The sequence below is a fragment of the uncultured Ramlibacter sp. genome, from assembly GCF_936925435.1.
Classification (GTDB): Bacteria; Pseudomonadota; Gammaproteobacteria; order Burkholderiales; family Burkholderiaceae_C; genus Ramlibacter.
In genome coordinates, this window is sequence record NZ_CAKZHQ010000049.1 from 112225 (window position 1) to 136648 (window position 24424).

28 protein-coding genes are annotated in these 24424 nt (G+C 69.4%); 13 read left to right on the forward strand and 15 right to left on the reverse strand.

The features are described 5' to 3' along the window. Positions 1-7 precede the first annotated feature (7 nt). From Q0632_RS20020 to Q0632_RS20030, 3 genes are all read left to right on the forward strand, one after another. A complete protein-coding gene (locus Q0632_RS20020; RefSeq protein ID WP_298933518.1) occupies positions 8-991 on the forward strand; it encodes a LysR family transcriptional regulator in 984 nt (327 codons plus the stop codon). 203 nt (positions 992-1194) lie between these two features. After that, positions 1195-1626, forward strand: coding sequence for a YciI family protein (locus Q0632_RS20025; RefSeq protein WP_298933520.1), 432 nt, complete (start codon positions 1195-1197; stop codon positions 1624-1626). Between the two features lie 39 nt (positions 1627-1665). After that, the gene (locus tag Q0632_RS20030; RefSeq protein WP_298933522.1) at positions 1666-2022 is read left to right on the forward strand and encodes a hypothetical protein; all 357 of its coding nucleotides are present in this window, start codon (positions 1666-1668) and stop codon (positions 2020-2022) included. Here Q0632_RS20030 and Q0632_RS20035 read toward each other — a convergent pair. The 5 genes from Q0632_RS20035 to Q0632_RS20055 all read right to left on the reverse strand — a co-directional run bounded on the left by Q0632_RS20035 (position 1998) and on the right by Q0632_RS20055 (position 6356). Next, positions 1998-2564 carry a hypothetical protein gene (locus Q0632_RS20035; protein ID WP_298933523.1) on the reverse strand — a complete coding sequence of 189 codons (567 nt, stop codon included), beginning with the start codon at positions 2562-2564 and terminating at the stop codon, positions 1998-2000. The genes Q0632_RS20030 and Q0632_RS20035 overlap by 25 nt on opposite strands. Positions 2565-2590: 26 nt before the next feature. Continuing rightward, positions 2591-3367, reverse strand: a complete 777-nt coding sequence (locus Q0632_RS20040; protein WP_298933524.1) for a thioredoxin family protein — start codon at positions 3365-3367, stop codon at positions 2591-2593. 105 nt (positions 3368-3472) lie between these two features. Beyond that, positions 3473-4132, reverse strand: coding sequence for a PQQ-binding-like beta-propeller repeat protein (locus tag Q0632_RS20045; protein ID WP_298933526.1), 660 nt, complete (start codon positions 4130-4132; stop codon positions 3473-3475). A 43-nt stretch (positions 4133-4175) separates the two neighbouring features. Then, positions 4176-5396 (reverse strand): helix-turn-helix domain-containing protein, encoded by a 1221-nt coding sequence (locus Q0632_RS20050; protein ID WP_298933528.1) that lies wholly within the window; start codon positions 5394-5396, stop codon positions 4176-4178. A 27-nt stretch (positions 5397-5423) separates the two neighbouring features. Further along, positions 5424-6356, reverse strand: a complete 933-nt coding sequence (locus tag Q0632_RS20055) for a LysR family transcriptional regulator (protein WP_298933530.1) — start codon at positions 6354-6356, stop codon at positions 5424-5426. Between the two features lie 102 nt (positions 6357-6458). Between Q0632_RS20055 and Q0632_RS20060 the strand changes: the two genes are divergently transcribed. The 4 genes from Q0632_RS20060 to Q0632_RS20075 are packed head-to-tail and all read left to right on the forward strand — an operon-like array spanning position 6459 to position 9198. After that, the gene (locus tag Q0632_RS20060) at positions 6459-7415 is read left to right on the forward strand and encodes a tripartite tricarboxylate transporter substrate binding protein (protein WP_298933533.1); all 957 of its coding nucleotides are present in this window, start codon (positions 6459-6461) and stop codon (positions 7413-7415) included. Continuing rightward, positions 7405-8103, forward strand: a complete 699-nt coding sequence (locus Q0632_RS20065) for an SDR family oxidoreductase (protein ID WP_298933535.1) — start codon at positions 7405-7407, stop codon at positions 8101-8103. The genes Q0632_RS20060 and Q0632_RS20065 overlap by 11 nt, the downstream gene beginning before the upstream one ends. 2 nt (positions 8104-8105) lie before the next feature. Next, on the forward strand, positions 8106-8993 hold the full coding sequence (locus Q0632_RS20070; protein ID WP_298933537.1) for an NAD(P)-dependent oxidoreductase: 888 nt from the start codon (positions 8106-8108) through the stop codon (positions 8991-8993). 58 nt (positions 8994-9051) lie between these two features. Further along, positions 9052-9198 (forward strand): hypothetical protein, encoded by a 147-nt coding sequence (locus tag Q0632_RS20075; protein WP_298933540.1) that lies wholly within the window; start codon positions 9052-9054, stop codon positions 9196-9198. 15 nt (positions 9199-9213) lie between these two features. On the opposite strand, the gene Q0632_RS20080 is transcribed toward Q0632_RS20075, so the two are convergent. The 3 genes from Q0632_RS20080 to Q0632_RS20090 are packed head-to-tail and all read right to left on the reverse strand — an operon-like array spanning position 9214 to position 11106. Beyond that, the gene (locus tag Q0632_RS20080; protein WP_298933542.1) at positions 9214-10113 is read right to left on the reverse strand and encodes a DMT family transporter; all 900 of its coding nucleotides are present in this window, start codon (positions 10111-10113) and stop codon (positions 9214-9216) included. Positions 10114-10138: 25 nt separating this feature from the next. After that, complete coding sequence (locus Q0632_RS20085; protein ID WP_298933544.1) at positions 10139-10576, reverse strand: MarR family winged helix-turn-helix transcriptional regulator; 438 nt, start codon at positions 10574-10576, stop codon at positions 10139-10141. After that, positions 10573-11106 carry a flavin reductase family protein gene (locus Q0632_RS20090; RefSeq protein WP_298933546.1) on the reverse strand — a complete coding sequence of 178 codons (534 nt, stop codon included), beginning with the start codon at positions 11104-11106 and terminating at the stop codon, positions 10573-10575. Before Q0632_RS20090 ends, Q0632_RS20085 begins: the two co-directional genes overlap by 4 nt. Positions 11107-11131: 25 nt before the next feature. Here Q0632_RS20090 and Q0632_RS20095 point away from each other — a divergent pair, with 25 nt between their 5' ends. The 5 genes from Q0632_RS20095 (at position 11132) to Q0632_RS20115 (ending at position 15985) form a co-directional block, all read left to right on the forward strand. After that, entirely contained in the window at positions 11132-12175 is a 1044-nt protein-coding gene (locus Q0632_RS20095; RefSeq protein WP_298933548.1) for a peptidase M29, read from the forward strand. Then, positions 12172-12954, forward strand: coding sequence for an alpha/beta hydrolase (locus tag Q0632_RS20100; RefSeq protein WP_298933550.1), 783 nt, complete (start codon positions 12172-12174; stop codon positions 12952-12954). The genes Q0632_RS20095 and Q0632_RS20100 overlap by 4 nt, the downstream gene beginning before the upstream one ends. Continuing rightward, positions 12954-14201 (forward strand): acyl-CoA dehydrogenase family protein, encoded by a 1248-nt coding sequence (locus Q0632_RS20105; protein ID WP_298933552.1) that lies wholly within the window; start codon positions 12954-12956, stop codon positions 14199-14201. Before Q0632_RS20100 ends, Q0632_RS20105 begins: the two co-directional genes overlap by 1 nt. Continuing rightward, positions 14198-15076, forward strand: coding sequence for a M14 family zinc carboxypeptidase (locus tag Q0632_RS20110; RefSeq protein WP_367181232.1), 879 nt, complete (start codon positions 14198-14200; stop codon positions 15074-15076). Before Q0632_RS20105 ends, Q0632_RS20110 begins: the two co-directional genes overlap by 4 nt. A gap of 87 nt (positions 15077-15163) precedes the next feature. Next, positions 15164-15985: a hypothetical protein gene (locus Q0632_RS20115; RefSeq protein ID WP_298933554.1), complete on the forward strand. Its 822-nt coding sequence runs from the start codon at positions 15164-15166 to the stop codon at positions 15983-15985. Here the strand turns inward: Q0632_RS20115 and Q0632_RS20120 are convergent. Both Q0632_RS20120 and Q0632_RS20125 read right to left on the reverse strand, forming a co-directional pair. Next, a complete protein-coding gene (locus tag Q0632_RS20120; protein WP_298933556.1) occupies positions 15972-16535 on the reverse strand; it encodes a flavodoxin family protein in 564 nt (187 codons plus the stop codon). The genes Q0632_RS20115 and Q0632_RS20120 overlap by 14 nt on opposite strands. Then, the gene (locus Q0632_RS20125; protein ID WP_298933558.1) at positions 16532-17857 is read right to left on the reverse strand and encodes a D-amino acid dehydrogenase; all 1326 of its coding nucleotides are present in this window, start codon (positions 17855-17857) and stop codon (positions 16532-16534) included. The genes Q0632_RS20120 and Q0632_RS20125 overlap by 4 nt, the downstream gene beginning before the upstream one ends. Positions 17858-17932: 75 nt before the next feature. On the opposite strand from Q0632_RS20125, the gene Q0632_RS20130 reads away from it, so the two are divergent. Next, complete coding sequence (locus tag Q0632_RS20130; protein WP_298933561.1) at positions 17933-18850, forward strand: LysR family transcriptional regulator ArgP; 918 nt, start codon at positions 17933-17935, stop codon at positions 18848-18850. Between the two features lie 3 nt (positions 18851-18853). On the opposite strand, the gene Q0632_RS20135 is transcribed toward Q0632_RS20130, so the two are convergent. The 5 genes from Q0632_RS20135 to Q0632_RS20155 all read right to left on the reverse strand — a co-directional run bounded on the left by Q0632_RS20135 (position 18854) and on the right by Q0632_RS20155 (position 24309). Beyond that, positions 18854-19408, reverse strand: a complete 555-nt coding sequence (locus Q0632_RS20135) for a hypothetical protein (protein WP_298933563.1) — start codon at positions 19406-19408, stop codon at positions 18854-18856. 104 nt (positions 19409-19512) lie between these two features. Then, positions 19513-20340, reverse strand: coding sequence for a metallophosphoesterase (locus Q0632_RS20140; protein WP_298933565.1), 828 nt, complete (start codon positions 20338-20340; stop codon positions 19513-19515). Positions 20341-20371: 31 nt separating this feature from the next. Further along, the gene (locus Q0632_RS20145) at positions 20372-20794 is read right to left on the reverse strand and encodes a globin family protein (protein WP_298933566.1); all 423 of its coding nucleotides are present in this window, start codon (positions 20792-20794) and stop codon (positions 20372-20374) included. 199 nt (positions 20795-20993) lie between these two features. Next, on the reverse strand, positions 20994-22358 hold the full coding sequence (locus tag Q0632_RS20150; RefSeq protein WP_298933568.1) for a sigma 54-interacting transcriptional regulator: 1365 nt from the start codon (positions 22356-22358) through the stop codon (positions 20994-20996). A 4-nt stretch (positions 22359-22362) separates the two neighbouring features. Then, positions 22363-24309: a PAS domain S-box protein gene (locus Q0632_RS20155; RefSeq protein WP_298933570.1), complete on the reverse strand. Its 1947-nt coding sequence runs from the start codon at positions 24307-24309 to the stop codon at positions 22363-22365. Between the last annotated feature and the right edge of the window lie 115 nt (positions 24310-24424).

Sequence of the window (24424 nt, forward strand, 5' to 3'; positions counted from 1 at the left end):
TGCGGTCATGCCCATCAACGAGATCCGCTCGATTGCGACCTTTGTGAAAACGGCCGAGCTGGGCAGCCTGCGCCGGGCCGCCGTGGTCCAGGGCATCTCGCCGCAAGCCGCCAGCCAGGCGCTGGCGCAGCTGGAGCTGCACCTGGGCGTGCGCCTCTTTCACCGGACCACGCGCAACATGTCGCTCACCGATGAAGGCCGGCGCTTTCTGGAGGCTGCCCAGCCTTCGCTGGCGGGCCTGCAGCGCGCGCTGCAGATGGCGCGCCATGCCAAGGACGAGATCGCCGGCCCGCTGCGCATCGTCGGCCCGCGCTCGACCTTCCTGCCTGTGCTGTGGCCGGTGCTCGACGAGTTCAGCCGCCGTTATCCCGAGGTGCAGCCGGATGTGCAGCTGGACGACCGCATCGGCAACTGGGTGGAAGACCGTGTCGATGTCGGCTTCCGGGTGGGCCGCTCCGCCGAGGAAGGCGTGGTGGCGCGGCGCCTGTTCAGCCTGCAGCTGATCGTCTGCGCCGCACCGGCTTATATCGCCCGCCATGGCGCGCCCGACCAGCTGGCAGCGCTGGCCGCGCACCGCTGCAGCGTCTTTCGCCATCCGGCCACGGGCAGGGTGCTGCCCTGGCATCTCAAGGAGGGCGATGCGGTGGTGGACCACGAGGTGGCGCCGGCGCTGTCGACCAACGAGGAGCAGCTGGAGATCGAAGCCGTGCTGGCCGGCCACGTCATCGGCATGCTCACGGGCGTCACCGCCGCCGCCCATATCCGCGCGGGGCGCCTGGTGCCGCTGCTGACGGCCCACGTCGCCGACCACGTCGGCGTCTACATCTACTACGGCAGCCGCACCGCGCAGCCGGCCCGCGTGCGCGCCTTCATCGACCTGGCGGTCGAGCGCTTGCTCGACAACCGGGAGTACTTTCTGACGGCCAAGGAACTGGCTTCTGCGGAAGCCAAGGGGCGCAGGCTGGGTCTGCGCGCGCTACAAAATAAATAGCAAACGAGGTCCATTCGCCGGGGGCTAGGGGCCAGTTTGGCCCTCAGAATCCACTGCGACAACCCGTTGAGGTTGACGCCGGCCCGTCACCGCGTTCGAATTTCGGCTCCGTCCGGGCTGGCGCATGTCGAGAACGCGCCGCCCCGTTCGTCGTGCAGGAGGAGCGCAGCTGTTGCGCACCCAAGCAACCTCAGGAGAGAGCAATGAAATTCATGGTTCTGGTCAAGGCCACCGCCGACAGCGAAGCCGGCGTGATGCCCAGCGAGCAGCTGTTCGCCGGGATGGGCAAGTACAACGAGGAGCTGGTCAACGCCGGCATCATGCAGGCCGGCGAGGGCCTGCACCCCAGTTCCAAAGGCGCGCGTGTGCGCTTTGCCGGCAAGGACCGCAAGGTGATCGACGGCCCGTTTGCCGAGACCAAGGAGCTGGTCGCCGGCTTCTGGATGTGGAAATGCGCCTCGCTGCAGGAGGCCGTCGACTGGCTCAAGCGCTGCCCCAACCCCATGCCGGGGGAATCCGAGATCGAGATCCGCCAGGTCTTCGAGGCCGAGGATTTCGGCGAGGCCTTCACGCCCGAGCTGCGCGAGCAGGAGGAGCGCTTGCGCGCGAAAGTGGCGGGACAGCAGGCCGGCTAGCTTGCAGAATGGGTTCTTCCGCAACCACGGGAGGACGCCATGCCAGATTTCAAACTGCCCTTGTCCGGCGATGTCATCCAGGCAATCAATCCATGGAACTGGGCCTTCCGTTCGGAAGGCAGCCAGTTCGGCCTGGTCAACATCAACCTGGGCAAGAGTGCCGACCCCGACCTGGAGCAGCGCATCCTCGATGAAGTCGGCAGTTACGGCCGCCAGCTCGGCCGCATGGGCGAGGCCCTGCAGGTGCTGCTGGACCACGTCAAGCTGGAGCGGCTGGACGCGAAAGAGCGCGCCGTGCTCGACGACTTCCGCCTGCAGCTGGACCAGGTGCAGCGGATGAAGGCGCGGCATGGCCGCGGCGATCCCGCGCCTCAGCAGCCCAAGACCCGCCGGTAGCGGCGGACCGCCGCGTCCAGGCCGCGGCAGACCCCGGTGGCCATCAGGCCGGTGACGGCCAGCATGGCCGCGGTGTGCACGGCGATGGCCGCCAGCGCCAGCAGCAAGGGCGACGCACCGGCCAGGCCCGCCGGCGCGTCCTGCATGCACAGCGGCAACAGGGCTGGCACCAGCATCAGGCCCGCGCCATGCGCGGTCGACGCGAAGAAGGACCACAGGGCCAGGCCGGCGTGCCCCGCCGGCGCGCGTGCCGCCAGCGGCGTGCGGCCCCACAGGTGGACCAGCACGGCGATGGCGAACAGCGTGGCGGCCGCGGCCTGCAGCACCACCCGGTCCAGCGCCAGCCCGAGCACCACCGCAATGCCCACCAGCGCGATCGATGCAGTGTGGCCTGCGGCGATCGGCCACAAGGCCCGCAGCGCTTGCATCGGGTCGTGCGCGCGCAGGCCCCAGGCAGCGGCCAGCATCCAGCCGCTGGCGGGGTTGAGCCCGTGCAAGGCGCCCAGTCCCACCACCGCCAGCCAGGGCCACAGCGTGTCCATGGCGCGCGCTTTCTTCCAGCCTGCCCTCAGGCCTTGGCCGCGCAGCAGGTGGCGGCGGTAGGGGCAGGCGCGGCCTCGTAGCGGTCGTGGTGGCGCACCCATTCCATCTTGTAGTCCACGTCGCGCTCGTCGCGCCCCTTGGCCACCAGGTCCAGCATGTTGTAGGTGCCCATCATCACTTCCACGCCGCGCCCGTAGGTGGAATAGGTCAGGAAGATGCGGCCCGCATCGTCCTTGTAGAACGCGCTGATGCCGGGCAGCTCCTCGGAACCTATGGGCCGCATGGCGTAGTTGTAGTAAGCCTCGCCGGCAGCCAGTTGCTCGCGCGTGAACGAGACCTTGAAGTCGTGGTTGAAGCTGCTGCCGTGTGACGAGGCCCAGGGGAACTGCCAGCCCATGCGCTGGCGGAAGCGCTCGATCTCGGCCAGCGGCGCGCGCGAGATGGCCAGCAGCGTGACGTCGCGGTGCGCCAGGTGCAGCGCCATCGCATCGCTGTGGTCGGCCATGAAAGAGCAGCTCGGGCAGCCCTGGGCCCAGCCCGGGCCCAGCATGAAGTGCTGCACCAGCAGCTGGCTGCGGCCTTCGAACAGATCGGCCAGCGAACGGCGGCCTGCGGGTGTGTCGAAGGCGTAGTCCTTCTCGATGTGCAGCCAGGGCAGGGCGCGGCGCTCGCCGGCGATCTGGTCGCGCAGCTGCGTCAGTTGCTTCTCGCGCGCCAGCAGCGCGGTGCGCCGGGCCAGCCATTGGTCCGGCGTCACGACGGCGTGCTTGAGGGTGGTGTCTTCGGTGGTGGCGGTGGTCATGGAGGCTCCTTTGTCTGGCCGTGCAGGCCGTTGGGGTTGCATGGGGCGCACCCATCCAGCCGCCGTGGTGGCGGGCGCGCGGGGGAAACGTCTGCAGGGAAGGGGCTAGGCTTTGGGCCGCCGCACGGCGCGCACCTTGCCGCTGGTGCCGCCGCCGCAATAGAACAGGCCGGCCCCATCGGACTCGAGGCCGCTGACGCCGGTGCCGGCCGGCATCTCCAGCCGCTCCAGCACGGTGCCGCTGGCCGGGTCGATGCGGCGCAGCTCGCTCTCGTCGCCCTCCCAGGTGCCGTGCCACAGCTGGCCGTCGACCCAGGTCACGCCGGTGACGAAGCGGTTGGTCTCGATGGTGCGCAGCACCGCGCCGGTGGCCGGGTCGATCTGGTGGATCTTGCGGTCGCGGTACTGGCCCACCCAGAGGCTGCCCTCGGCCCAGGTCAGGCCCGAGTCGCCGCCCTTGCCCGGCGCCGGGATGGAGGCGAGCACGGCGCCGGTGGCCGGATCGATCTTGTCGATGCGGGACTCGGCGATCTGGTACAGGTGCTTGCCGTCGAAGGCCGTGCCGGCGTCGCCTACCTGGGCCAGGGTGCGTGTGGCCTCGCCGCTGGCGGGATCGAAGGCCAGCAGGTTGGGGCCGCTGGAGAACCAGACGTTGCGCCCGTCATGGGTGACGCCGTTGACCTTTTCCACGCCGGGGAAGGGGCCGTACTCGCGCACGATCTCGGCGGGGCGGGCCTTGATCTTGTCCTGGCTTGCTGTGCTCATCGCAACTCCTTTTGCGCCTGGAAGCGGCGCCATGGGAAGAACTCTATTGAATCGGCAGCGCAGTGGGGAGTAACAAGATCGTCGTGAATCCGGCCAGCGGTGGCGCGAGCCAGCGGCGCGAGCGCGCCTGGCCGATGGCGCGTGCCCGTCCCTCGGCCTGCAGTTCGGCCAGCGCGCGCTGCACCGTGCGCTGGCTGGCGTCCAGTGCCAGTGCCAGGGCCGAGGTCGACCAGGCCGCACCATCGGACAGCAGGGCCAGCAGCGCGCCCTGGTCGCCGGTGATGGGTGGCGCCAGCAGGACGAGTGCGCGCCCTTGCGCCGGCCGCAGCGTGAAGCCGCGCTGCGTGGCCTCGATGGCGGCCAAGGGCTTGATCAGCGCGCGCAGCCGGCCGATCTCCACCCGCAGCCGCGCCCGGTGCGTCTCGTCGGGATGGCGGGTGCGAAAGGCGTCGGCGATCAGGCTCTCGCGCTCGGCGTCGCCGGGCCATGCCTGTGCCAGTGAGCGTGCCAGCGTGAACAGCACGGGCCTGCTGGCCAGTGGTTGCCACAGGGAGCCCGTGCCCAGGCCGCGCCGGCAGGCGTCGACCACCAGCGCGTCCGATGCCAGATGCGCCGCCACTTCGTCGAGCCGCAGCGTCTGCTCGCTGCCGTCCGAGACCAGGCGCGCCGCCGGGCGCTCCAGCGCGGCGGCGGCCTCGGCCACCTCGGCCAGCAAGGCGGGCACGCCGGCACGCTCTGCCGCTGCGTAGGCCAGGGCCAAGGCCTCCCGTGCCGCTGCGATGCGCAGCGAACGCAGGGCCAGTTCCGCGTGAGCCAACTGGGCCACTGCCGCCAGCGCGGGCGGCAGCCCTTGCGCGTCGACTTGTGCCAGCGCATCGGCCGCCTCGCCCAGCCGGCCCAGCAGCAAGAGCTTGCGTGCCGCGATCAGCCGTGCCTGCATGGCATTGGCGCGGTCGGCATGGGCCTCCAGGGTTGCGCCGGCGGCCAGCAGCGCGCGCGGCGAGCCGCCCAGGTCGCGCATGGCCAGCGCCACCTCGGCCTCGGCCACCACGCAGCGCGCGCGTGCCAGCGCCTCGTGCGCGCCGAAGTCGCGTGCCGCGCGCCGCAGCAGCTCGCGTGCGCGCGGGTGTTCGCCCAGCTGGGCCATCGCGATGCCGCGCATGGCCAGCGCCGGCGGGTCGTCGCGCAGGGCCACCCGCTTGAGCGCACCCAGCGCGTCGCCGGCGGCCAGCGCCCGCGCGCTGGCGGTGATCAGGGAGTCCATGGCGCGAAGGCTACACCGGCGCGCCGTTCAGCGCCGGGACCGGCGTTTCGCAGTGCTGCTTGCCGGGCCGCTGTCATCGCGCGCACGGATGCTGCGCACCAGCACCTCCAGCAATGCGGCCGCGGGCGGCGGGATGGGCCGGCGCGGATGGGACACGCAGATGAGCCGGCGCACCAGCACCGGCCGCACCACCTGGTGGCCCAGCAGGCTGCCATCGGCCAGCTTGCTGCGCAGGGCTGTGCGCGGCAGGATGGTGGCGAACTCGCCGTGCTCCACCGTGTGGACGATGGCGCTCATCGAATCCACCTCCAGCGTGCAGGCCAACTGCACGCCAGCGGCGTCGGCGAAACCCTCGAGCATGGCGCGCAGGCCGTGCTGGCGTGTCGGCAGCACCAGGCGCAGCTTGGCCGCGTCGCGCAGCGGTACTTTGGCCGGCAAGAGCCGGTGTTTGCTGCCGGTGGCCAGCACGAAGTCCTCGTCCAGAACCGGCTGCGCATCCAGCGCCAGGCGGCGCGGCCGGTTGACGATGGCGGCGTCGAGCTGACCGCTGGCCACGCCCTGGACCAGGGCATCGGTATAGGCCTCGGTGACCGAGACGGTCACCTGCGGGTGCAAGGCCGAGAACTCGGCCAGCGCGTGGGCCAGGATGTCCTGGGCGATGCTGGCCGGCAGGCCGATGCGCGCATGGCCGGTCAGTTCGCTGCTGGTGTCCAGCAGCTGCGCGCGCGCCCGCTCGAAGTCCGCCAGCACCGGCAGGAACAGCGTGTACATCTGTGTCGCATGCGCAGTGGGCACCATGCCGCGGTTGCTGCGCACGAACAGCTGGCGGCCCAGTTCTTCTTCCAGCCGCGCGATCTGCATGCTCAACGCCGGCTGCACGATGTTCAGGCGGCTGGCCGCGCGGGTGACCGATCCCTCTTCGTAGAGGGAGACGAAGTATTGAATCTGGCGGTGGTCCATGGCGGTTGGCTATCTGTGCAAATGATAGACGCATCAAAAAACATGATTTGACCTGATGGTGAGGTCGACCCAAGATGCGCGCATTCCAACAGGAGACAAGCCATGAAGATCATCCCCTTGCTCGCCGCGGCCGCGTTCGGCCTGTGCGCGCTGGCCGCCTCGGCCCAGACCTATCCCTCGCGCCCGGTGCGCGTCATCATCCCCTTCCCGCCGGGCGGCACGCTCGACACCCTGGGCCGCGCTGTGGCGCAAAAGCTGGCCGAGCAGACCGGCCAGCCCTTCGTGATCGAGAACAAGCCCGGCGGCAACGGCATCATCGGCGCCGACCAGGTGGCCAAGGCGCCGGCCGACGGCTACACCCTGCTGTTCAACGCGTCGACCTTCGTGACGGCGCCCATGACCATGAAGTCCGTGCCATATGCAGTGGTGCGCGACTTTTCTCCCATTGCGCTGGTGGCCAAGGCGCCGCTGTCGGTGGCAATCAACAAGGACCTGCCGGTCACGGACATCAAATCGCTGCAGGCCTATGCCAAGGCCAACCCCGGCAAGATGACCTTCGCCGTCGGTTCGGTCGGATCGGCCGGCCACCTGGCAACCGAGCTTCTCAAGCGCTCGGCCGGCATCGAGTACACGGTCGTGCCGTACAAGGGCACGGCGCCTGCCTTCCAGGACCTGATCGGCGGCCAGATCGCCGGCTTCATCGACCCCATCCTGGGCTCCTTGCAATACCACCGCTCGGGCATGCTCAAAGTGGTGGCCGTGACCTCCGACAAGCGCACGCCCAACCTGCCCGAGGTGGCGACGGTGGCCGAGAGCCTGCCGGGCTATGAGTTCTACAGTTGGTATGGCCTGTGGGCGCCGGCCAAGGCCCCGCAAGACATCGTGCGTCGCCTGAACGCTGAGGTGAACAAGGCCCTGGCCGGCGAACTGCGCGAGCGTTTCACCCAGCAAGGCCTGCTGTTCGCGCCTGGCTCCGCGGAGGACTTCGCCCGCTTCCAGGAGGCTGACATGGCCAAGTCGCAAAAAGTCATCACCGAAGGCCAGATCCGTGTCGAGTGAGGCACGGCGCGCCATCGTCACCGGCAGCAGTTCGGGCATAGGCCTGGCTGTCAGCCAGGCCCTGCTGGCGGACGGCTGGCAGGTGACCGGCCTGGACAAGGCGCCCGCAAGCATCGAGGCGGCCGGCTTCCGGGCAGTGACGGTGGACCTGTGTGATGCGGCGCGTTGCGAGGCCGTTGCCGATGCCGAGCATGGCGTGCAGGCCCTGGTGCACGCAGCCGGCGTGCTGCGTGTCGCGCGCCTGGGCGGGCTGGACGGCGCCGCCGGCGAGCAGATGTGGCGGCTGCATGTGGACGCCGCGACCCGCCTGGCCAACCGCTTCCTGCCGGAGATGGCGCGTGCGCGCGGCGGCCGCATGGTGCTGGTGGGCAGCCGCGTGGCACGCGGCATCGCCGGCCGCAGCCAGTACGCTGCGACCAAGGCGGCGCTGGTGTCGCTGGCGCGCAGCTGGGCCGCGGAAGTGGCGCCCGCGGGCGTGACAGTCAATGTGGTGTCGCCCGCGGCGACGGCCACGCAGATGCTGCAGGACCCTGCGCGCCAGACGGTGCAGCCACGCCTGCCGCCGCTGGGCCGGCTGATCGAGCCGCAGGAGGTCGCCGCGCTGGTGGCCTTCCTGCTGTCGCCCGCTGCAGCCGCCATCACCGGCCAGGACATCCAGGTCTGCGGCGGCGCGTCGCTGGAGGCCTGAGCATGGCGCAAACCATAGGCATCGTCGGCCTGGGCCTGGTCGGCCAGGCGCTGGGCGCGCGCTTGCGTGCCGCCGGCCTGCACACCCTGGGCTACGACCGCAGCCCGCAGGCGGCGCAGGCCTTCGGGCAGGCCGGCGGCGAACTGGCCGCTTCGCTGGCGCAGCTGGCCGAGGCCGCCGAGACGGTGCTGCTGGCCGTCTTCGACACCCAGGGGGTTCTCGAGGTGGTGGAAGGGCCGGCCGGCCTGCTGGCCCAGCCGCACAGCGTGCGTCTGCTGCTCGATTGCTCGACAGGTTCGCCCGACTTGTTGCTAGGTCTGGGTGCCAGGCTGGCGCAGCGCGGCATCGCTTTTGTCGAAGCGCCGCTGTCAGGCTCCAGCCAGCAGATCGGTGCCGGCGAGGCGGTGGCGCTGGTGGGCGCGCAGGACGCAGCCTATGCCCAGGCGGCGCCGCTGCTGGCGCTGCTGGCGCGCGAGTCCATCCATATCGGCCCGCCCGGCATGGGCGCCAAGGCCAAGCTGGCGACCAACCTGGTGCTGGGCCTGAACCGCGCGGTGTTCGCCGAAGGCCTGGCATTCGCCGAAAGCCTGGGCATTGCGCCCGAGCAGTTCCTGGCCCTGGTGCTGGCCACGCCGGCCCGTTCGGAGGCCGCCGCTGTCAAAGGCCCGCAGATGGTGGCGCAAGACTTCGCGCCGCGTTCGCGCATCCGCCAGCACCAGAAGGACGTGACCCTGATGCTCGATAGCGCCCGCGCGCAGGGCCTGGATCTGCCCTTGTCACGCGTGCACGCCGCGCTGCTGGCCGAGGCCGTGGCCCAGGGCCGGGGCGAGCTGGACAACGCCGCCATCGTGCTGCAGCTGCGCGGCCGCAAGAGCCCAGGCGGAGCCTGAACGAAGGGCGCATTGTTGTACCCTGGGGCCGTTTAAAGCGGCACCCAGGAGGTCCACCATGGCCAAGGCTTTTCCCGTCGTGCTTTTTCTGCTGGTCGGCTGCACCGGAGCGCAATACCGCCCCGACACCAGCTCGCCCTGCTATGCCAGCGAGGCCTCGTACGAGTGCCAGATCGAGCGCTACCTCAACGTCAACGCCAACTAGCGCCGGCCGGCCTGCTCAGGTGGACCGGCGGTTGACCAGCACGATGCCAACCGCAACGCCGGTCAGTGCCAGCACCAGCTGCGGCGTCAGCGGCTCGGACAGCAGCGCCACGCCGAACACCAGGGCGAACACCGGCGTGAGAAAGGTGAAGGACGCCATGCGCGTGGCCGGGTAGTGCCGCAGCAGCCACATCCAGGCCAGGTAGCTGGCGAAGGCCCCGATGGCGGTCTGCAGGAACAGCGAGCCCCAGGCCTGGGCCGAGTACTGCAGCGACCAGGTCTCGCCCAGCGCCAGTGACAGCAGGGGCGCGACCGCGGCCGTCACCGCCACCTGGTAGAACAAGGTTTTTTCGGGGCTGGCCTTTGCCATGCTGGCGCTGCCGCGCAGCACCAGCGTGGTCAGCCCCCACAGCGTGCCGGCGGCCAGCGCCAGTGCGTCGCCGCGCAGCTGGCGCGGCGTGCTGCCATGCAGGAAGCCCTCGCTGAACGCCAGGGCGACGGCGGCAAACGCGATGAACAGGCCCAGCCACTGCAGGCCGCGCAGCTTCTCGCTGGGCACCCAGCGTGGCAGCAGCAGGGCCACGACAAAGGGCGAGGAATACAGAAAGACGGTGAGCCGCGAGGCCGTGGTGTCGCGCAGCCCCAGGTAGATGCAGCTGAACTCGCCGGCGAACAGCGCCCCGGCCAGCAGGCCCGCACCCAGGGTGCCGTCGCGCTCGAACAGCTTGACGCCACGCACCGCGCACCACAGCCACAGCAAGGCGGTGGCGCCGGCAAAACGCAGCGAGGCTTGCCACAGCGGCGGTACCTCGCCCACCGTGGTCTTGATCAGGATCTGCTGGAAGCCCCAGAACACACAGCAGGCCAGGAGCAGGGAAATCGCGAGCGTGTCGAGGTGTTGTTTGCGCTGGACCATGGGCCGCAATGGTAGCGGCCGCGCTTCAAGGATGTTGCGCGAGCTTTTCGAGCAGTTTGCGAAGCGCTACTTTTTCAGTAGCACCCAAAGTCCGCAGCATGCGGGCTTCATGCTGTTTTGCTTCTGCCACCAGGGGCTTGACCAGGCGCCGGCCGGCGGCCGTGGCCAGCACCATGGTGCGGCGCTGGTCGCTGGCGTCGGCCTGCAATGCCACCCAGCCCTGGTCGGCCATGCGCTGCACCAGCTTGGTCACCGTGGGCTGCTTGGACAGCACTTCATGGGCCAGCTGGCTCACCGTCAGCGGCTCGCCATCGTGCAGCGTGGCCAGCACCCGCCATTCGATCGAACTCAGGCCGGCGGCCCGCACATGGGCGTCGAAGTCCTTGTACAGCGCGTGGTTGGCCTGTCCCAGCAGGTAGCCCAGGTAGCTGTCGATAAACCGCTCACCGGCCACCTGGCTCATAGCGGGTGTTCAGTGTAAAAACGGCCGCCGTGGAACAGCAGCGGTGAGACGCCCTCACGCCGGCTGCAGCGCTCGACCTCGCCGACGAAGATCAGGTGGTCTCCTTCTTCGTAGCGGCTGCGGTTGAAGCACTCGAAGCTGGCTGCCGCGCCGGCGAGCACCGGCGCGCCACTGATGCCGGCGGTGAACTCCACGCCGCTCCAGCGGTCCGCGCCCTTGAGGGCAAAGCGCTCCGCCAGCGCCTTTTGGTCGGCGGCCAGCACGTTGATGGCGTAGTGCGAGCCGGCGCGGAAAGCCGGCAGCGACGCGGCCGCCTGGGCCAGGCTCCACAGCACCAGGGGCGGCGCCAGCGAGACCGAGGCAAAGGAGTTGGCCGTCAGGCCGATCGGCTGGCCCTCGGGCGTCAGCGCGGTGACGATGGTGACGCCGGTGGCAAACATGCCCAGGGCGGCGCGGAACTCCGGTGTGGAGAAGCTGGGGGGCTGGGCTTGGCGTGGCGGTGTCACGGAACTATTTGCATGAAATTTCATGTAGTATGCCGCGAAGCACAAGACCATGCTGCAAGAACAGATCGAACCCGCCTGGCTGGACGCCTTCGAGGCCGTGTTGCGCCGCTGCGCCCTGCAGCCGGGTGACACCGTGGCGGTGCTCAGCGAAAGCCAGAGCCGGCCGGTGCTGGCGCAGCTGGCACGGCTGGCCGCGGCGCGGCTGGGCTGCCGGGCTTTCAGCCTGGTGCTGCCCAGTGTCTTTGAGAAAAAACTGCCTGTGGCGCGCTCCACAGGCGCCTCGAATGCTATCCAAAATATAGCGCCCGTGATCGCGGCCCTGGCCGGCAGCACCCTGGTGGTGGACTGCACGGTGGAGGGCCTGATGCACGCACCCGAGCTCCCTGCCATCTTGCAGGGTGGCGCGCGCGTGCTCTATGTGAGCAACGAGCATCCCGAGGCCCTGGCCCGGCTGGTGCCCGATGCCACGCTGGAGCCGCTGGTCAAGCAGCACGTCAAGCGCCTGCGCGCGGCCGGCGCGATGCGCGTGCAGTCACGCGCCGGCACCGACTTGCAGATCGCGCTGGCCGGCGCCACCTGCGGCGGCAACTGGGGTTACACGGCGCGGCCCGGCACCATGAGCCACTGGCCGGGCGGCCTGGCCCTGGCCTTCCCGGCAGCAGGCAGCGTCAACGGCACGCTGGTGCTGGACGAGGGTGACGTCAACCTCACTTTCAAGCGCTACATCGAGCGGCCCATCACGCTGCGCATCGAGGACGACCACATCACAAGCATCGAAGGCAGGGGCGTCGATGCCGAACTGATGCGCAGCCACATCGCCGGCTGGGGTGACAAGGAAGCCTATGCCGTCAGCCACGTCGGCTACGGTCTGAACGCCGCGGCGCGCTGGGACAGCATGGCCTTGTACGACAAGCGTGACTTCAACGGCACGGAGCTGCGCGCCTTCGCCGGCAATTTTCTCTACAGCACCGGCGCCAACGAGGTGGCCGGCCGCCACACCCTGGGCCATTTCGACCTGCCCCTGCGCAATTGCACGGTGCTGCTCGATGGCCAGGCGGTGGTCGACAGCGGCCAGTTGGTGGCCGCGGCATGACGCTGCCGGCCTTCACCACGCTGGGCGCCGGGCCTACGGTGCTGATGCTGCACGGCATCGGCGGCGGCCACCTGGCGTTCGCGCCGCAGGTCGAGACCCTGGCTTCCAGCGGCTACCGCGCCGTGGCCTGGGACATGCCCGGCTACGGCCGCAGCGCGCCCATCGAGCCCTACACCTTCAAGGGCCTGGCCCAGCGCTGCATCGCGCTGATCGACAGCCTGCAGTGCGGCAGCGTCACCCTGGTGGGTCATAGCATGGGCGGCATGGTGGCGCAGGAGGTGGTGGCGCGCCGGCCCGAGCTGGTGGCCAAGCTGGTGCTGTGCGGCACTTCGCCGTCCTTCGGCAAGCCCGATGGGGATTGGCAACGCGACTTCATCGCCCAGCGCACGGCGCCGCTGGACGCGGGCAAGACCATGGGCGAGCTGGCCGAGTTGCTGGTGCCCCAGATGGTGGGCCCCGGCTCGCTGCCCGAAGGCCTGCGCCTGGCCACGCATTGCATGGCCCAGGTCAATCCCTCCACCTACCGTCGCGCGCTGGAGGCCCTGGTCACTTTCGACCGGCGCGACAGTCTGGCCCGCATCCACGTGCCGACCCTGTTGCTGGCCGGTGAGTACGACCGCAACGCACCGCCGGCGGTGATGCGCAAGATGGCGGACGCCATTGCCGGCAGCACCTACCTGGAAATGAAGGGCATAGGCCACCTGCAGAACCTGGAAGCGCCCGATGACTTCGACGGCCTGCTGCTGAACTTCCTGGCGTTGCCGCGCCAGCTGCACTGATGGATGCCCTGAGCTTCACCCCCGCCGTCGGCGAGCTGCCGTTCACCGCGCGCCAGCGCGAACTGCTGGCGCTGGCCCACCAGCTGGGACGGGAGAAGTTCGCGCCGCGTGCAGCGCAGTGGGACGAATCGGCGAGCTTTCCTTTTGCCAATTACCAGGACCTGCGTGAAGCCGGTCTGCTGGCCCTGTGCGTGCCGCAAGAGCATGGCGGCGGTGGTGCGGATTACGCCAGCTACATGATGGTGGCGGCCGAGATCGGTCGCTTTTGCGGCGCCACGGCCCTGACCTGGAACATGCACATCTGCTCCACCATGTGGACCGGCGTGCTGGCCGACGGCGTGCCCATGACGGACGCGCAACGCGCCGAGCACCTGCGCTGCCGCGCGCTGCACTTCGACCGCGTGGTGCGGGACGGCGCCATCTATGCCCAGCCGTTTTCCGAAGGCAGCGCCGCAGCAGCCGGCCGCGCGCCCTTTGGCACGATCGCGAAAAAAGTCGAAGGCGGCTGGCTGGTCAACGGCCGCAAGATTTTTGCCTCGCTGTCCGGCGCGGCCAACTACTACGGCATTTTGTGCACCGAGGACAAGGGCGACGACAAGCCCGATGCGCGCGACACCCTGTACCTGGCCGTGCCGGCCACCAGCGAGGGCTTCTCCATCAGCGGTGAGTGGAATCCGCTGGGCATGCGCGGCACCGTCAGCCGCAACCTCACGTTCAAGGACGTCTTCGTTGCCGACGGCGAGCAGCTGATGCCGCGCGGCGTGTACTACAAGGGCGCGCAGACCTGGCCCGCCATGTTCTTTACTCTGGCGCCCACCTACCTGGGCCTGGCCAATGCGGCTTATGACTTCACCGTCAGCTACCTGCGTGGCGAGGTGGCCGGCGAGCCGCCGGTCAAGCGCCGCATGTACCCCACCAAGCAGATCGCGGTGGCGCAGATGCGCATCCAGCTGGAGAACCTCAAGAGCATCTTCACGCGCGTGATTGCCGAGGCGCGGCCCAATCCCTCCAAGGATGAACGCATGCGCCTGTACGCCGCGCAGTACACGGTGATGGAGGGCGCCAACGACATCGCGCGGCTGGCGATCCGTACCTGCGGCGGCCAGGCCATGATGAAGCACCTGCCGCTGGAGCGCATCTACCGTGACAGCCGCTGCGGCTCGCTGATGCTGCCCTGGACCGCCGAACTGGTGCTCGACCGCATGGGCCGCGAGACCCTGTACGAGCCCGGGGAGCGGGACGAATGAAAAGGTCCACAGCCGCGCTCGTGCTGGCCTGCCTGACCGGCATGGCGGCTGCGGGGCCGGGCCGCGCCGACCCGCCGCGCGCCACGGCGCCGGCCACCGTGGTGCCAGGCTGTGAAGACTTTGCGCGCCGCCTGCCCAATGTCAGCCGCGCGTTGTGCATGGCCGCCGGTCTGCAACCGGGCAGCGGGCGTTCGGTGCGTGGCGTGCCCCTGTACACGCGCGACATCCAGCCCGAGGGCGCGAAACTGCGCGTGCTGGTCACCGGCGCCATCCACGGCGACGAACTGTCCTCGGCCTCGCTGGCCTTGCATTGGATCGCGCTGGCCCAGCAGCCGACGCAGATGCCGCAGCCCGTGCATTGGCGCTTTGTGCCGGTGCTCAACCCGGACGGCGTGCTGCACCAGCCGCCGCGCCGCATGAACGCCAATGGCGTGGACCTGAACCGCAACTTTCCCACGCCCAACTGGGAGCGTGATGCCCCGGTCTACTGGGACAAGCGCACCCGCAAGGACCCGCGCCGCTGGCCTGGTCCCAAGCCGCTGTCGGAGCCCGAGAGCCGCTTCCTGCACGAGCAGATGCAAACCTTCAGGCCGCACCTGATCGTCGCCATCCACGCGCCCTATGGCGTGCTCGATTTCGACGGGCCGTCGGTGCCGCCGTCGCGGCTGGGACGGCTGTACCTGGACCAGGTCGGCATCTTCCCCGGCTCGCTGGGCAACTACGGCGGCGTGCACAAGGGCGTGCCAGTGGTCACCATCGAGCTGCCCAATTCCATGCGCACGCCGCTGGAAGCCGAGATGCGCCAGATGTGGCTGGACCTGCTGCGCTGGATGGGCGAAAAGTCCCTGGGCAGCCCGGCCGACACCGGCCGCTGATTCAAGATTTCCGCGCCGGGGCCGATAGCAGGGGGGAGCTCCCTGCTCGCACCTGTTCCTTTCTGCCCTCTTGCGCAAACACACACCATGGCTTTTCCCTCCATCGGCCGCCACCTGAGCGCGCCCGGCCTCGGCCTCGGCCTGGCAGGCGCTTTGGGGATGTGGGGCGCCGGCGGCTGGCACTGGAGCTTGGCGAGCATTGCCGGTGCAGCCGCACTGGTGGTGGCTGGGACCTGGTCCGACCACCGTCGCCGCCGCCGTGATGCGGACGACCACGGCACCAAGGCCGCCTTCGTTGCCGGCACCGACCAGCTCGGCCAGGACCTGCTGCCGGTGTGGAGCGCGCAGATCGAAAACTCGCGCGCCCAGATGGAAGACGCCGTCGGCGCGCTGACCCAGAACTTCGTTGGCGTGATGGGGAGGCTGGGCCTGCTGCAACAGGGCTCGGCGCCCGACGGCATGCGCGGCCTGGCGGGACTGTTCGAGCACAGCCTGGAGCTGAGCAGCCTGCTCGACGCGCTGGAATCCATGCGAGAAGGCGAACTGGGCGACCACCCTCTGCTCGAACGCGTCCAGGGCCTGGCCCTGGCCGTGGAAAGCTGCGTCGGCACCTTGATGCATGAGAGCGCCGGGATCCAGTCGGACCTGGGCCAGGCCCTGGTCCAGCTGCAGTTCCAGGACCGTGTCAGCCAGCGCATGATGCACGTGCGCCACAGCATCGAACGCATCCCGGAGGTGCTGTCCGACAAGCGCCGCCACTTCGATCACACGGGCCTGCTCGAGCCGGTCGACATCGTGGCCCTGCTGGCGGAACTGCGCGGCAGCTACTCCATGGCCGACGAGCATGAAGTCCATGCCCCGGGCCGTCCGGTGGCGGCCGCGCAGGCCAGCGAAGTCACTCTGTTCTGAAGAAGCCGGCAGCGGCCGCCAGCGCATCCGCATCGCCCGCCACCGCGTTGGGCGGGCCGCCCTTGCCCCACAGCACGCCACTCCACTGCATGGCCAGGAAGCCGGCACACAGTTGCACTGAATCGATCATGGGCTGGGCCTTGGCCCGGTCGCCGCTGGTGCTCACCAGCCAGAGGCGCTTCTGGCCCATGGCCTCCTTGAACGCCAGGCCGGGCACGCGCATCCAGGCGCTCCAGTGGTCCAGGTAGGTCTTGAGCGGCGCCGGAATGCTGTACCAGTAGACCGGTGAGACGAAGACGATGTCGGTGGCGGCCATGGTGGCGTCCAGCAGGGTCTTCATGTCGCCTTCGGGCAGCGGGTACTGGCCGGCGGTGTGGCGCTGGTCGGTGAAGGGCGGCAAGGCCATGGCGGCCAGCTGCAGCCAGGTTTGTTGCGCGCCTTCTGGCAGGCTGGCCGCGGCCTGGCGGGCCAGCCACTCGGTGTTGCCGACGTGGCCTGGTTCGCGGGTGGAGGTGACGAGGAAGAGGAAGTGACGCGTGGCTGTGCTCATGCCCGCGAGTGTGCCAGCTGCGCGCCGCCGTCGTCGAAGCCGAGGAAGCCGAACGCCATCTGCGGCCGCTCGCCGCTGATCAACGCCGCCATCGCCTTGCCCGAACCGGCACCGTGGGTCCAGCCCAAGGTGCCATGTCCCGCATTGACCCAGAGGCGGTCCAGTCGGGTGCGGCCGATGTAGGGGATGTTGGTGGGCGTGGCGGGGCGCAGGCCGGTCCAGAAGCGCGGGTTGCCGCCCTCGGCCTCGCTGCGCGTGTCGCACACGCCCGGCAGCACCTGCTCGACGCGCTCGGCCAGCATGCGGCAACGCGCGCGCGCCAGCGGCGTGTCCAGTGTGCTGTTGTAGCCGGAGAGCTCGATCGTGCCCGCCACCCGCAGCTCGTCGCCCAGCCGGCTCATCGCACACTTGACCTCGTCGTCGATGGCACTGACAAAGGGCGCGCGCTCGGGCTGCAGGATGCGGAAGGTGGCGCTGTAGCCCTTGCCCGGGTAGATCGGCAGGTCCACGCCCACCGAGCGCAGCAGCGGCGCGCTCCAGGAGCCGCAGGCCACGACCACCGCGTCGGCGCTCAGCCGCTGGCTCTGGCCGCTGGAGCGGTCGCGCACCTGCACAGCCTCGATGGCGCCGCCGGAGCGCTCCAGGCGCAGCACGTCGTGGCCGAACAGGAACTGCGCACCACGCGCCGCGCTGCGCGCGGCCAGCTTTTCGGTGAACACGCGCGCATCGCCGCTTTCGTCGCTGGCGGTGTAGGTGCCGCCGACGATGCGGTGGGCGAAAGGCTGGAAGGCCGGCTCGATGGCCAGCAGTTCGGCGGTGCTGACGACGCGGCGCTGAACGCCGTAGCGGCGCATCAGTTCGGCCGCGTGGCCCGCAGCGTCGAACGATGCCTGGTCGGTGTAATAGTGGGCAATGCCGCGCTCCAGCCGCTGGTAGCTGATGCCGGTGGCACGCACCACGTCCTTGAGGGCTGCATGGCTGTATGCGCCTAGCGCCACCAGCTGCTGCACATTGCGCTCGAAAGCGGCGTCATTGCACTGGCCCAGGAATTGCAATCCCCAGCGCCACTGTCGCCAGTCCAGTTGCGGGCGGAACAGCAGGGGCGCATCGTTGCGGAACATCCACTTGAGCAGCTTGGCCGGCGCCTGGGCATTGGCCCAGGGCTCGCAATAGCTCACCGAGATCTGGGCCGCGTTGGCAAAACTGGTCTCGCGGGCGGCGCCGCTCTGGCGGTCCACCACGGTGACGTCATGGCCCTTGTCCAGCAGGTGCCAAGCGGTGCTGGCGCCGATGATGCCGGCGCCCAGGACGAGGACTTTCATGGCGCCAGTGTGCTGCCGATCAGCTTCTTGCAAAAGCGAAATTAAACTCTCTCCCAAAACATCAGGTCTGCTTATATGAGTACTTTTGATCCGGACGCGCTGGAGTGCCTGGCGGCCATCGTGGAGGAGGGCGGCTTCGAGCGGGCCGCCCAGCGCCTGTCCATCACCCAGTCAGCGGTCTCGCAGCGGCTGCGCGCCCTCGAGGCGCAGGTCGGCACGGTGCTGATCGTGCGCAGCCGCCCGCTCAAGCCCACCTCGGCCGGCCAGTTGCTGCTCAAGCACACCAAGCAGTTGCGCCTGCTGCGCGCCGACCTGGAGCGCGACCTCAAGGAGCTGGCGCCCAGTTCCACCGGTGGCGGCCGCGAGGAGGAGCGCATCTCCATCGCCGTCAACGCCGACAGCATCGCCACCTGGGCCCTGCCGGCGCTCAACGAACTGGCCTGCCAGGGCCTGCCGCTGGAGCTGATCACCGACGACCAGGACTTCACCCACGGCTGGCTGCGCGAGGGCCAGGTGCTGGGCTGCGTGACCACGCTCAAGCAGGCGCTGCGCGGCTGCAAGATGGTGCCGCTGGGTGCGATGGACTATGTGGTGGTGGCGCGCGGCGACTATGCGCGCGAGCGCCTGCCCAAGGGCCTGACGGCGCACAACTTCCGCGAGCATGCTTTCATCGCCTTCAACCGCAAGGACGACATGCAGCGCGAGTTCGTCGGCAAGGCTTTCGGCCTCAAGCGTGTCGCCCTCAACCAGCTGTTCGTGCCCAGCTCGGAAGGCCAGGTGCGGGCGGTGCTGGCGGGCTGGGGCTTGAGCGTTGTGCCCGAGCTGCTGGCGCGCGGCCTGATCGAGCAGGGCGCTCTGGTCAACGTGGCGCCGGCCCATGCCTTGCCGATCCAGCTGTACTGGCACTGCTGGAACCTGGAGTCGGAAGTGCTGGATGCCCTGACGCGGGCCCTCACCGACGCTGCGGCAGGCGCGCTGGCCACCAGGGCCTGAGGCTCAGTCGTAATCCCGGCCGACCAGGGTCTCGAGCAGGGCCTGCGCCTTGTCCTGGTCGAAGTGGCCTTCCACGCGGGCCAGCACCCGGCCGTCGCGGCCCAGCACCAGCACGCCCGCATGGTCGGTGCCTGACAGGCCGGCCGAGCGCACGAAGGCGTTGCGGTCGGTGAAGATGGGCAGCAGGCGCTCGCGATCGGCTTGCGAGGTGTGGCGCGCCAGCATGCGGTTTTCGATGACGCTGCGCGCGCCCTCGTTGCCCGGGTCTTCCAGCACCGGGATCTTCATCCAGGGGATGCTGGCGTCCTGGCGCAGTTGCAGGCCGCGGATCCAGCTGTCGATCTCACCATGATGGCCGCCCTGGAAGGCGACCAGGGCCAGCGTGCGACTGGCGGGCAGACCTTGCGGCAGGCTCACCATCTGGCTGTCCAGGCGTTTGGCCGTGAGCGAGGGCAAGCGTCCCATCACCGACGACTCACTGGGCGTTGCGAACGCCAGGGCCAATGCCGTGGCGACGGCTGCGAGCCAGAGCAGCGTCTGCATCCAGATGGTTTTCATTTGCGCCTCGAACAAACAGGCTGGCGGGGGCGGGACAAGGCCAGTGTTTCACATCGCTTGCTGCAGAGGTTTTCCGGAATGTAAAGCCCACAGTGCAAGTGTTCTCATAAGTAACCCGCAGCGGGTTTGGCCAGATCGAGAAGAAAGTTCTCGCGAAAGTCCGCCTGCTCTCCCTTGGCGGCGTAGCCCAGGGTGTTGGCCACCACCCGGCAGTCGCCGGCGCGCCAGTCCTGCTGGCAGTGCAGGTGGCCGTGCAGCCACCATTGCGCGAGCGGCAGCAGCTCGTCCAGCGCATTGCAAAAGCCCGCCGTGCCCGGCGTCAGGCCATAGCGCGGATCGGCGCTGCGCAGGCTGGGGGCGAAATGCGTCACGACGACGGTCGTGCCATCGAAGGGCTGTTCCAGCGCCTGGCGCAGCCACTGCTGGCATTCCAGGGCCAGCGCGCGCCATTGCGGCGCGAGCATCGGTTCACCCTCGCGGAGGGTGCCGGTCTTGCGCAGGTAGTAGTTGGCGGCGCGAAAGGCTTTCTCGCGCTGCTTGAGGAGGCCGGTGGTGTCGGCCGCGTCGGCGGCCAGCGCGTCGAAGTCGGCCCACAGCGTGGTGCCTATGAAGCGGATGCCGCCCAACACCAGGGTCTCGCGCTCCAGCCAGGTGATGCCAAGGCGCTCGCAGGTCTCGCGCAGGCGCTGGTGCGCCTCGTCGAAATCCAGGCCATCGTATTCATGGTTGCCGGGGACATAGAGCACGGGCACCGGCCAGCCGTGGCGGGGCGAGAACCGTTCGAGGCCGAAATCCCCGCCCTCGAGCTGGCTACCGGCCTGGTAGGAGCCGATGTCACCGGCCAGCACCAGCAGCTCGGCCTGCGGCGCCGGCTTGGGCCGCAAATGGGGATGGACTTCGAGGTGCAGGTCGGACAGCAGCTGGATCTTCACCCGCCCATTGTCGCGGAGCTGCCTCCTGTCTTCAGGCCGCGGCGGCTTCTTCCAGCGCGCCCAGCTGCATCACTTCGGACAGCAGGCCGTAGGCTTCGCTCCATGCTTCACGCACTTCAGGGGTGAACCGGTGGCCCAGGCCCTGCTCCAGGGTCCAGAGCAGGGCGGTGCCCACCGTGGCGTAGTGCTCGGTGCGCACGCCATAGGCGACGTGGCGGGCGCCCAGCTGGCGCACCACCGGCGCCAGCGTCTCCAGGTTGCGCAGGCCACCCACGGCGGCGCCGATCATGCCCATGAGCATCTGGCCCTGCTTGGCCATCTCCCCTTTGAACAGCGGGCGCAGGGACGGGTCGAGCGCGAACAGCTTGTTGTAGAACAGCTCCGCCGCCGTGGAGGCGATGGGCTTGACGTCGGCGAAGCTGGTCTGGACCAGGGTGATCTGTTGCGGGGTCATGGGATGTTCCTTGGGATGGTGTGCAAGCCATGTTCCAAGTTCTGTGCCAGGGCCTCAGTCCATATGAATCAAGGACTTGCAGCGCCTTGCCCGGGCGCGTCTGTCGGTGTTTGCCGACAGCCTGGCCCGGCCATGCCGAAAAAGCCTTGTGAATCATCAGCCTGCGCTGTCGGTGATCACCGACACGGGCTGGCCCTTGTCAGGGCGCGGTCTTGAATGCGCCGGGTTCGAGCTGGTGACGCGCCAACAGGGCGTAGAAGTCCGTGCGGTTGCGCTGCGCCAGCCGCGCCGCCTGGCTGACGTTGCCGGCGGTCAGTTTCAGCAGCTGGGTCAGGTAGTCGCGTTCGAATTCGCGGCGTGCCTCGTCGAAGGGCAGCATGTCGCCCACCTGGTGGGACAGGGCGCGTTGCACCAGCGAGGGCGGGATCAGCGGCGCGGTGGCGAGCACGACGCACTTCTCGACCACGTTCTGCAGCTGCCGCACGTTGCCCGGCCAGGCTGCCGCGGCCAGCAGCTCCAGCGCGCCCGGCGCGAAGGCCGTGAGCGGCTTGCCGTAGCGCTGCGCCAGCGAGGCCATGAAATGCTGCGCCAGCAAGGGGATGTCTTCGCGCCGCTGGGCCAGCGCAGGAAGCTCCAGGCTGACCACGTTGAGCCGGTAGAACAGGTCTTCGCGGAAGCGCCCGGCCGCCACCTCGTCCTGCAGCCTGCGGTGCGAGGCGCAAATCACGCGCAGGTTGATCTTCACCGTCTTTTCGGCGCCGACCGGTCGCAGCTCGCGCTCTTGCAGCACCCGCAGCAGCTTGACCTGCATCTGCAGCGGCAGGTCGGCGATCTCGTCGAGGAAGACGGTGCCGCCCTGGGCCTCCACCAGCAGGCCGGGCCGGTCGCGCACGGCGCCGGTGAAGGCGCCCTTGACGTGGCCGAACAGCTCGGACTCGACCAGGTTCTCGGGGATGGCGCCGCAGTTGACGGCCACCAGTTTGGCGCGGCTGCGCGCGCTGGCCGCGTGGATGGCGCGCGCCAGCAATTCCTTGCCGGTGCCGCTGTCGCCCTGGACCAGGACCGAGGCATCGCTTTGCGCGATCTGCCGCGCTTCGGCCAGCAGCTGTTGCATGCGCGGGCTGCGGGTGAGGATGGCCTCGCGCCAGGCTTCGTCTGGCGACGCGTCGGCCGGGTCGACCGGCATGTTGGCGCCCAGGGCCTGCGAGGCCTGCAGTGCCCGGTCCACTTCGGCCATCAGCGCCCGCGCCTCGAAAGGCTTGGCGATGTAGCCGAACACACCGCGCTGCAGCGCCTTGACCGCATCGGGAATCGTGCCGTGGGCGGTGAGGATGAGCACCGGCAGCAAGGGGTGGCGCCGGTGCACGGCCTCGAACAGCTGCAATCCGTCCATGCCGCCCATGCGCATGTCGGTCAGCAGCAGCTGCGGCAGCTCGTGGTCCAGCACGCCCAGCGCGGCCTCACCGCTGGCCGATTCGACCACGTCATGGCCTTCGCCGCGCAGGCGCAGGGACAGCAGGCGCAGCAGCGCTGCGTCGTCGTCCACGATGAGGATGCGTGCCATGGTGTCAGGCGGCCGTTGCCGGCGCGTGCAGTTGCACGTCGAAGGTGGTGCCGCGGCCGGGCTCGCTGCGCACCTCGATGCTGCCGCGGTGCAACGCGACGCATTCCCTGACGATGTGCAGCCCCATGCCCGTGCCCTGCACGTTGCCGACGTTGGTGCCGCGGTGAAAGCTTTCAAACAGGCGCGGCAGGTCCGCCGGGGGGATGCCGATGCCGCTGTCGCTTACCACCAGCCGCAACCGCTCGCCGTCCGCGCTGATGGCACATGTCACGGGGCTGTCGGCCGGCGAGTACTTGAGCGCGTTGCCCAGCAGGTTGACCAGGATGTGGCGCAGCAGCTGGGCGTCGACCAGCCTGGTCGCGTCCAGGCCCTCGCAGCGCATGGCGATGCGCGAGGCCTGCGGATGCGCCTGGTCCAGCTCCGACGCCACCTGCACCAGCAACTGCGGCAGCAGGCGGGGCGCTGGCTCGAAAGCGAAGCCGCCGGACTCCAGGCGGCTGGTCAGCAGGACCTGGTCAACCATGCCGTTCATGCGGGCCACCGCCGTCTTGATCAGACCGACGATCTCCTTGCGCTCGTCCACGGGCAACCGGCTGCCGTAGTCGTCCAGCAATTCCACCGACGAGAGGATGGCCGCCAGCGGCGTGCGGAATTCGTGCGAGGCCACGGCGACAAAGCGCGACTTGAGCTCCGACAGTTCCCGTTCGCGGGCCAGCGCCGCCTGCGTCTCCTGCTCGGCGAGCCGCCGTTGGGTGACGTCGGTGAGGAAGTTCAGCGTGGCCGGCGCCTTCTGCCACTCGAAGACCACGGCGCTGATCTCCAGCCAGCGGACGCTGCCATCGCTGTGGATGACGCGGAACTGGTAGTGGTTGTCGACCTCTTCGCCGCGCAAGCGGCGCAGGTGGTTGCCAAGCACCAGGTCGCGGTCGTCCGGGTGGATGAACTCGATGAAGGGCCTGGATCTGGCGACCTCCTCGGTCAGGCCGGTCAGCGCCAGGGCCCGCGGGTTGGCGTACAGGATGCGGCCTCCCGCCGTGACCAGGATGCCCTCGTTGACGTTCTCCACCACCGTGCGGTACTTCGTTTCGGACTCGGCCAGGGCGTGCTCGGCCGCCTTGCGGCGCGAAATGTCGCGCACGAAGGCGCTGAAGCTGTAGCGTTCGCCGGCGCGGGCCGGCCAGACCGTCAGTTCGGCGTGGAACTCCTGGCCGTTGCTGCGCAGGGCCAGGGTTTCGACCCGGCGATTGAAGATCACCGCCGTGCCCTCGCGCAGGAAACGCGCGATGCCGGCGTTGTGCTGCTCGCGATGGGCGGCCGGGATGATCAGCTCGGTCAGGTTGCGCCCCAGGGCTTCCAGCCGGCTCCAGCCGAACATGCGCTGCGCGGCATTGTTCCAGTCGATGACGAGGCTGGCTTCATCGATCGTGATCAGGGCGTCGTTGGTGGTGGCCACCAGTGCCTGAAGGCGCTCGGTCGCATCGCTCAGATTACGCTCCGCGTCGGTGCGGCGGCTGATTTCCGCGCGCAACTGGGCCGTGGTGTCGAACTGCCACGTAATATCGCGTGCCACATGGGTCACCAGCACCTCGCCGCCGGGGCTGCGGCTGGCAAAGGCCCGTTCGCGCAGCCTGGCCTCCCGCAGCAGCCGCCCGCCGAGGGCCGGCTGGCTGACGCGGTACTCCTCCCGGTAGGCGGTTTGCAGCACATGGGCGCGGGCCTGGCGCATGCGCTCGCGGTCGGCCGCCACCACATGGTCCAGCAGGACAGCGCGGCCATCGTCCTGGAGGGCCGCAGCGCCCCAGAACTGCTCGAACGCGGGGTTGGCATAGCGGATGCGCCCGCTGCCAGCTTCCCAGACCCAGAGCATTTCCTCCACCCCATCGGCCAGGGCTGCCAGCCAGGCCGTGCCGGGCTGTGCAGTAGGGACGGGGTCGGGAGACGGGCCTGCCATGGGCCGAGCATAGCGGCTGGGTCCGGCCGGTCCAGCACCTGCGGGCAGGCGGCTATGCGCCGGGGCTGCCGGAGTCATGCACAAGCGGCATGGGGCTTAGGCCAAATGCCGCTTG

Coding starts and splice junctions, on each gene's coding strand:
- Q0632_RS20110 (WP_367181232.1), top strand. CDS start 14,198: ATGAAAAGGTCCACAGCCGCGCTCGTGCTGGCCTGCCTGACCGGCATG.
- Q0632_RS20095 (WP_298933548.1), top strand. CDS start 11,132: ATGCTGCAAGAACAGATCGAACCCGCCTGGCTGGACGCCTTCGAGGCC.
- Q0632_RS20085 (WP_298933544.1), bottom strand. CDS start 10,576: ATGAGCCAGGTGGCCGGTGAGCGGTTTATCGACAGCTACCTGGGCTAC.
- Q0632_RS20115 (WP_298933554.1), top strand. CDS start 15,164: ATGGCTTTTCCCTCCATCGGCCGCCACCTGAGCGCGCCCGGCCTCGGC.
- Q0632_RS20035 (WP_298933523.1), bottom strand. CDS start 2,564: ATGGACACGCTGTGGCCCTGGCTGGCGGTGGTGGGACTGGGCGCCTTG.
- Q0632_RS20055 (WP_298933530.1), bottom strand. CDS start 6,356: ATGGACCACCGCCAGATTCAATACTTCGTCTCCCTCTACGAAGAGGGA.
- Q0632_RS20020 (WP_298933518.1), top strand. CDS start 8: ATGCCCATCAACGAGATCCGCTCGATTGCGACCTTTGTGAAAACGGCC.
- Q0632_RS20130 (WP_298933561.1), top strand. CDS start 17,933: ATGAGTACTTTTGATCCGGACGCGCTGGAGTGCCTGGCGGCCATCGTG.
- Q0632_RS20025 (WP_298933520.1), top strand. CDS start 1,195: ATGAAATTCATGGTTCTGGTCAAGGCCACCGCCGACAGCGAAGCCGGC.
- Q0632_RS20080 (WP_298933542.1), bottom strand. CDS start 10,113: ATGGTCCAGCGCAAACAACACCTCGACACGCTCGCGATTTCCCTGCTC.
- Q0632_RS20125 (WP_298933558.1), bottom strand. CDS start 17,857: ATGAAAGTCCTCGTCCTGGGCGCCGGCATCATCGGCGCCAGCACCGCT.
- Q0632_RS20090 (WP_298933546.1), bottom strand. CDS start 11,106: ATGAAATTTCATGCAAATAGTTCCGTGACACCGCCACGCCAAGCCCAG.
- Q0632_RS20060 (WP_298933533.1), top strand. CDS start 6,459: ATGAAGATCATCCCCTTGCTCGCCGCGGCCGCGTTCGGCCTGTGCGCG.
- Q0632_RS20150 (WP_298933568.1), bottom strand. CDS start 22,358: ATGGCACGCATCCTCATCGTGGACGACGACGCAGCGCTGCTGCGCCTG.
- Q0632_RS20135 (WP_298933563.1), bottom strand. CDS start 19,408: ATGAAAACCATCTGGATGCAGACGCTGCTCTGGCTCGCAGCCGTCGCC.
- Q0632_RS20070 (WP_298933537.1), top strand. CDS start 8,106: ATGGCGCAAACCATAGGCATCGTCGGCCTGGGCCTGGTCGGCCAGGCG.
- Q0632_RS20120 (WP_298933556.1), bottom strand. CDS start 16,535: ATGAGCACAGCCACGCGTCACTTCCTCTTCCTCGTCACCTCCACCCGC.
- Q0632_RS20155 (WP_298933570.1), bottom strand. CDS start 24,309: ATGGCAGGCCCGTCTCCCGACCCCGTCCCTACTGCACAGCCCGGCACG.
- Q0632_RS20100 (WP_298933550.1), top strand. CDS start 12,172: ATGACGCTGCCGGCCTTCACCACGCTGGGCGCCGGGCCTACGGTGCTG.
- Q0632_RS20075 (WP_298933540.1), top strand. CDS start 9,052: ATGGCCAAGGCTTTTCCCGTCGTGCTTTTTCTGCTGGTCGGCTGCACC.
- Q0632_RS20105 (WP_298933552.1), top strand. CDS start 12,954: ATGGATGCCCTGAGCTTCACCCCCGCCGTCGGCGAGCTGCCGTTCACC.
- Q0632_RS20145 (WP_298933566.1), bottom strand. CDS start 20,794: ATGACCCCGCAACAGATCACCCTGGTCCAGACCAGCTTCGCCGACGTC.
- Q0632_RS20045 (WP_298933526.1), bottom strand. CDS start 4,132: ATGAGCACAGCAAGCCAGGACAAGATCAAGGCCCGCCCCGCCGAGATC.
- Q0632_RS20030 (WP_298933522.1), top strand. CDS start 1,666: ATGCCAGATTTCAAACTGCCCTTGTCCGGCGATGTCATCCAGGCAATC.
- Q0632_RS20040 (WP_298933524.1), bottom strand. CDS start 3,367: ATGACCACCGCCACCACCGAAGACACCACCCTCAAGCACGCCGTCGTG.
- Q0632_RS20050 (WP_298933528.1), bottom strand. CDS start 5,396: ATGGACTCCCTGATCACCGCCAGCGCGCGGGCGCTGGCCGCCGGCGAC.